This window comes from Streptomyces thermovulgaris (assembly GCF_002155915.1).
Classification (GTDB): Bacteria; Actinomycetota; Actinomycetes; order Streptomycetales; family Streptomycetaceae; genus Streptomyces; species Streptomyces thermovulgaris.
Genome location: NZ_MUME01000351.1, coordinates 1 through 5,607 on the forward strand (window position 1 = coordinate 1; position 5,607 = coordinate 5,607).

General features: G+C 71.0%; 6 protein-coding genes. All 6 read right to left on the bottom strand.

Annotation, left to right across the window (positions count from 1 at the left end; genetic code table 11):
- A partial coding sequence (locus CCN35_RS23935) for an ATP-binding cassette domain-containing protein (RefSeq protein WP_143631774.1) occupies positions 1-523 on the bottom strand: 523 nt, incomplete at its 3' end.
- On the bottom strand, positions 504-1,490 hold the full coding sequence (locus CCN35_RS23940) for an ABC transporter ATP-binding protein (RefSeq protein ID WP_067397591.1): 987 nt from the start codon (positions 1,488-1,490) through the stop codon (positions 504-506). The genes CCN35_RS23940 and CCN35_RS23935, both read right to left, overlap by 20 nt.
- A 7-nt stretch (positions 1,491-1,497) precedes the next feature.
- A complete protein-coding gene (locus tag CCN35_RS23945; protein WP_086794313.1) occupies positions 1,498-2,505 on the bottom strand; it encodes an ABC transporter permease in 1,008 nt (335 codons plus the stop codon).
- Positions 2,498-3,421, bottom strand: coding sequence for an ABC transporter permease (locus tag CCN35_RS23950; RefSeq protein ID WP_067397589.1), 924 nt, complete (start codon positions 3,419-3,421; stop codon positions 2,498-2,500). The genes CCN35_RS23945 and CCN35_RS23950 overlap by 8 nt, the downstream gene beginning before the upstream one ends.
- Before the next feature lie 5 nt (positions 3,422-3,426).
- The gene (locus CCN35_RS23955) at positions 3,427-5,046 is read right to left on the bottom strand and encodes a peptide ABC transporter substrate-binding protein (protein WP_067397588.1); all 1,620 of its coding nucleotides are present in this window, start codon (positions 5,044-5,046) and stop codon (positions 3,427-3,429) included.
- Positions 5,047-5,297: 251 nt separating this feature from the next.
- A partial coding sequence (locus tag CCN35_RS23960) for an oligopeptide/dipeptide ABC transporter ATP-binding protein (protein WP_143631779.1) occupies positions 5,298-5,607 on the bottom strand: 310 nt, incomplete at its 5' end.

The following is a 5,607-nucleotide window of genomic DNA, read 5'->3' on the forward strand; positions in this document are numbered from 1 at the left end:
GCAGGGCCAGCGCCCGGGCGATGCCGATGCGCTGACGCTGACCGCCGGAGAACTGATGCGGATAGCGGTTGACGTAGTCCGGGTCGAGGCCGACGACGTCCAGCAGCTCCTGCACCCGGCGCCGGCGGTCGCCCTTCGGGGCCACCTCGGGGTGGATCTCGAAGGGCTCGCCGATGATGTCGCCCACCGTCATCCGCGGGTTGAGCGAGGTGTACGGGTCCTGGAACACCATCTGGATGTTGCGGCGCACCGCCTTCAGGGCCCTGCCGGACAGCCTGGTGATGTCCTCGCCCCGGTAGCGGATCCCGCCCGCCGTGGGACGCTCCAGGCTGCACAGCAGCCGGGCGAGCGTGGACTTGCCGCAGCCGGACTCGCCCACGATGCCGAGGGTCTCGCCCCGGCCGAGAGTGAAGTCCACCCCGTCGACCGCCCTGACCGCGCCGACGCGCTTCCGGAACAGAACGCCCCGGGTCAGCGGGTAGTGCTTGACGAGCCCGCTCACCTCAAGCACCGGCTCGGCCATCCAGGCACTCCCTCCAGAAGTGGCAGGCGCTCGCACGGGTTTCGGAGACCTCGTACAGGGGCGGTACGTCCGTCCGACACACCTCCCGGGCCAGGGGGCAGCGCGGATGGAAGGCGCAACCGGGAGGAAGGGAGCGCGGGTTGGGCGGCAGCCCCCGGACGACACGGAGCTGCCGGCCCTTGTGGTCCAGGCGCGGGACCGAGTCCAGCAGTCCGCGGGTGTACGGGTGCGCGGGCGCCCGGTAGAGGTCGTGCACCGGCGCCGACTCCACGATGCGGCCCGCGTACATCACCGCGATCCGGTCGGCGACGTCGGCGACCACGCCCAGGTCGTGGGTGATGAGGATCAGGCCCATCCCATGGGCGTGCCGGAGTTCGGCGAGCAGATCCATCACCTGGGCCTGGACGGTGACGTCGAGCGCGGTGGTCGGCTCGTCGGCGATGATCAGGTCGGGCTCCAGGGCCAGCGCCATGGCGATCATCACGCGCTGGCGCATGCCGCCGGAGAACTGGTGCGGGTAGTCGCGCACCCGCCGGGCGGCGGCCGGGATGCGGACCCGGTCCATCAGCTCCACCGCCCTGGCGCGGGCGTCCTTGCGGGACATGCCCCGGTGCACGGTGAACAGCTCGCCGATCTGGTCGCCGACGGTCAGCACGGGGTTCAGGGCGGACAGCGCGTCCTGGAAGATCATCGCCATCCGGGCGCCCCGGATCCTGCGCCGCTGCTCCTCCTTCAGCGTCAGCAGGTCCGTGCCGCGGAAGAGGACCTGGCCGCCGCCGATCCGGGCGGGCGGGATGTCGAGGATGCCCATGACCGCCTGCGCGGTCACGGACTTGCCGGAGCCGGACTCCCCCAGCACCGCGAGCGTCTCGCCCGCGTCCACCCCGTACGTGACCCCGTTGACGGCGTGGGCGATCCCGTCCCGGGTGTGGAACTCCACGCGCAGATCGCGGACCTCGAGCAGCACGGTGCCCTCACCTCAGCCTCGGGTCGAGGGCGTCGCGGACCGCGTCGCCGAGCATGATGAAGGCCAGGACCGTGAGCGCGAGGGCGCCGGCGGGCCACAGCAGGGCGTGCGGGGCGTTGCGGACGTAGGGGGAGGCGGCGGAGATGTCGACGCCCCAGGAGACGCTGGGCGGCTTCAGCCCGACGCCGAGGTAGGACAAGGTGGCCTCCAGCGCGATGTACGTGCCGAGCGCGATGGTGGCGACGACGATCACCGGGGCGACGGCGTTGGGCGCGATGTGCCGCAGCAGGACGCGGGCGGGGGAGGCGCCCAGGGCGCGGGCGGCCTGGACGTAGTCGTGCTGTGCGACGGAGATGACCGAGCCGCGTGCGACGCGGAAGACCTGCGGCCAGCCGAGCAGCACGATGAACCCCACCACCGGCCAGACGGTGTCGCTGGTGATGACGGACAGCAGGACGAGACCGCCGAGGACGACGGGGACGGCGAAGAAGACGTCGGTGATCCGGGACAGGACCGCGTCCCCGATCCCGCCGAAGAACCCGGCGAGCCCGCCCAGCACCGAGCCGAGAAGCGCGACCCCGAACGTGGCGCACACGCCGACCGTGACGGAGGCGCGGGCGCCGTGGACGGTGCGGGTGTAGACGTCGCAGCCCTGGCCGTCGAAGCCGAAGGGGTGGCCGGGCGCCGGGCCGTCCTGGGCCCGGGCCAGATCGCAGGCGAGGGGGTTGCCCGGGGCGATCAGGGACGGCCGGATCGCGATGACGACCAGGAAGCAGATCACCAGCGCGGAGACGAGGAAGACGGGGTTGCGGCGCAGGTCGCGCCAGGCGTCGGACCACAGGGAGCGGGGCCGTCCGCCCGGGGCGCTCAAACGCGGTGCGGCCGGTCCGGTGCCCCCGGGACCGTCCGGGGTCCGTTCCAGGCTGCGCGCCTCGCTCGTCGCGAGGTCCATCGCGCCGCCCGTGCCGGTCGGGGCGACGGTCTGCCCGGACTCGTCGGGTCGCCGCTCAGGCATGGCGGATCCTCGGGTCGAGTACGGCGTACAGCAGGTCCACGAGCAGGTTGGCGGCCAGGAAGACCAGGACGAGAACGGTGACGAAGCCGACGACGGTCTGGGTGTTCTGGCGAAGGATGCCCTGGTAGAGCTGGTAGCCGACGCCGTGGATGTTGAAGATGCGCTCGGTGACGATGGCGCCGCCCATCAGGGCGCCGATGTCGGTGCCGATGAAGGTGACCACGGGGATGAGCGAGTTGCGCAGCAGGTGCCGCACGACGATCCGGCGGCGGGGCAGCCCCTTGGCGACGGCCGTGCGGATGTAGTCGGAGCGCCGGTTCTCGACGAGGGAGGTGCGGGTCAGTCGGGTGACGTAGGCGAGGGAGACGGAGGCGAGGACCAGACCGGGCACGATCAGCTCGCCGAGGGTCGCGTCGGGGGAGACGGAGGGTCTGATCCAGCCCCACCGGACGCCGAGCAGCAGTTGCAGCAGCAGGCCGGTGACGAAGGTGGGGACGGCGATGACGACGAGGGTGAGGACGAGGACCGAGGTGTCGACGGGCCGGCCGCGGCGCAGCCCGGTCACCACGCCGAGCGTGATGCCGACGACGATCTCGAAGAGGATCGCGACGACGGTCAGCCGGAGGGTGACGGGGAACGCCGACGCCATCAGCTCGAGGACGGGCCGGCCGTTGAACGCCGTGCCGAAGTCCCCGGTGAAGACGTTGCCCAGATAGGTCGCGTACTGCCGCCACAGCGGCTTGTCGAGGCCGAACTCCCGCCTGAGCTGGGCGGCGGTGGCGGTGTCGCAGGCGCGGTCGCCGCACAGTCCGGCGATGGGGTCGCCCATGACGTTGACCATGAGGAAGATCAGCAGCGTGGCCCCGAAGAAGACGGGGACCATCTGGAGCAGCCGGCGCACGACGTACCGTCCCATGGCGCTCAGCCGACCCTGATCCGGTCGTAGACGGGGACGCTGAAGGGGTTGAGCGTGACGTCGTGCAGCCGGGCGGAGTAGCCGGCGCTGCCGTTCTGGTACCAGAGCGGGATGGCGGCCATGTCGTCGCGCACGACCTCCTCGGCCTGCTGGAAGAGCCGGATCGCCCGGGCGGTGTCGCTCTCGGCGTTGGCCTGGTCGACGAGGCGGTCGAACGTCTTGTTGGACCACTTGCCGTCGTTGGAGGAGGCGTTCGTGTAGTAGAGCGGCTGGAGGAAGTTCTGGATGAGCGGGTAGTCCATCTGCCAGCCGGCCCTGAAGGGCCCGGTCATCCTGTGCCGGCCGATCCGGTTGCGGAAGTCGGCGAAGGTGCCGACCGGCTCGCCGACGCACGCCTTGTCGTTGCCGAGCGCGTTGTTGATGGAGTGGCACACGGCGTCCACCCACTGCTTGTGCGAGCCGGTGTCCGCGTTGTACGTGATCCTCACCTGGCCGCCGGGGAGCCCGCCGCCCTCCTGGATCAGCCTTCTGGCCGCCGCGGGGTCGTAGCGGCAGGCGCTGCCGCACAGGCCCGGCTTGTAGCCGCCGTCGGTGCCCAGGACCGGGGAGGTCCAGTCGGTGGCGGGGGTGCGGGTGCCCCGGAAGATGGTCCGGGTGATCTGCTCGCGGTTGATGGCCATGGACAGGCCGATGCGGACCTTCCTGGCCCCGCTGGTCCTCCACTGCGGGTCGTAGTGCGGGAAGACCAGGGTCTGGAGGATCCCGGCCGGGGTGTTGATGTAGCGGCCGTCCAGGTCGGTGCGGACGTTCTTGAGCTGGCCGGCGGGGATGTCGTCGACGAGGTCGAGGTTGCCGGCCAGGACGTCGGTGTACGCGGTGTTGCTGTCGGTGTAGACGATCAGGGTCACCCCGTCGTTCCGGGCCTTGTCGGGGCCGGGGTAGGCGTCCCACTTCCGCAGGGTCATCTGGGCGCCCTTGGTGTACGACTCGACGACGTACGGCCCGTTGCCGACGGGCTTGTCCAGCCAGGCGGAGCGGTTGGTGAAGAAGGCGCGGGGCAGCGGGGCGAAGGCGACGTAGCCGAGGGTGTCGGGGAAGGTGGAGAACTTCTGGCGGAGGGTGACGGTGAAGGTGCGCGGACCGGTGACCTTGAGCCCGGAGAGGGTGTCGGCGGTCTGGGGTCCGGTTTCGGGGTGGACCTTGTCGTAGCCCTCGATGTAGCTGAAGAAGTGCGCGTTCTTCTGGTTGTTCCTCAGGCTCGCGCCGTAGTTCCAGGCGTCGACGAAGGACCTGGCGGTGACCGGCTCGCCGTTGCTGAACGTCCATCCGCTTTTGACGGTGATGGTGAAGTGCCGGGAGTCGGTGGTCTCGATCCGCTCGGCGAGCATGTTCTCGGCCTTGCCGGTCTTCGGGTCGTACCGCTTCAGCCCCCGAAAGATCATGTCGAGGACCTTGCCGCCCTGCACCTCGTTGGTGTTGGACGGCTCCAGCGGGTTCTGCGGATCTCCCCAGGAGGAGGTGAGCACCCTGCCGCCACGGTCGCTCGCCCCGCCTCCGCAGGCGGCGAGGGCGAGCAGGACCACCGCCGCGCCCGCGGCCCACCGGGCGCGTGCGACTCCACGCATGGGGTGTGCCTCCTCGGGGTGCGATGACCTGAGGACATATCAGCACATTACCCGCATATCTCACGTTTGCCGCGCCATGAAGGCACCCGTCCGGCCGGGCACCCGTTCAGCCGGACGGCGGCCGTCCCCGGTCGCCCCCAGGTCGTGGGTCGCCCCTGGTCAGGACGGTTTCTGCACGGTTTTCCGCCCAAGACGCCGGTTCCCGGCGCCCCTGGTGGGACGCCGGGAACCGGAACGGGCCGCAAAGGAGCTCACGCCGCGTGGACGACGTCCTTCTCCTCGGCGAAGTGGCAGGCCGACTCGTGGGCCGCCGGGGAGTCCGTGCCCTTGAAGCGCTCGGGAACGGCGAGGAGCGGGACCTCCTCGGCGCACTTGTCCTGGGCCTTCCAGCAGCGGGTGCGGAAGCGGCAGCCCGAGGGCGGGTTGGCCGGGGACGGCACATCGCCGGTGAGGATGATCCGCTCCCGGCTGCCGCGGGTCTCCGGGTCGGGCACCGGGACCGCCGACAGCAGCGCCTGGGTGTAGGGGTGGGTGGGGTGGTCGTAGATCTGCTCGTCCGTG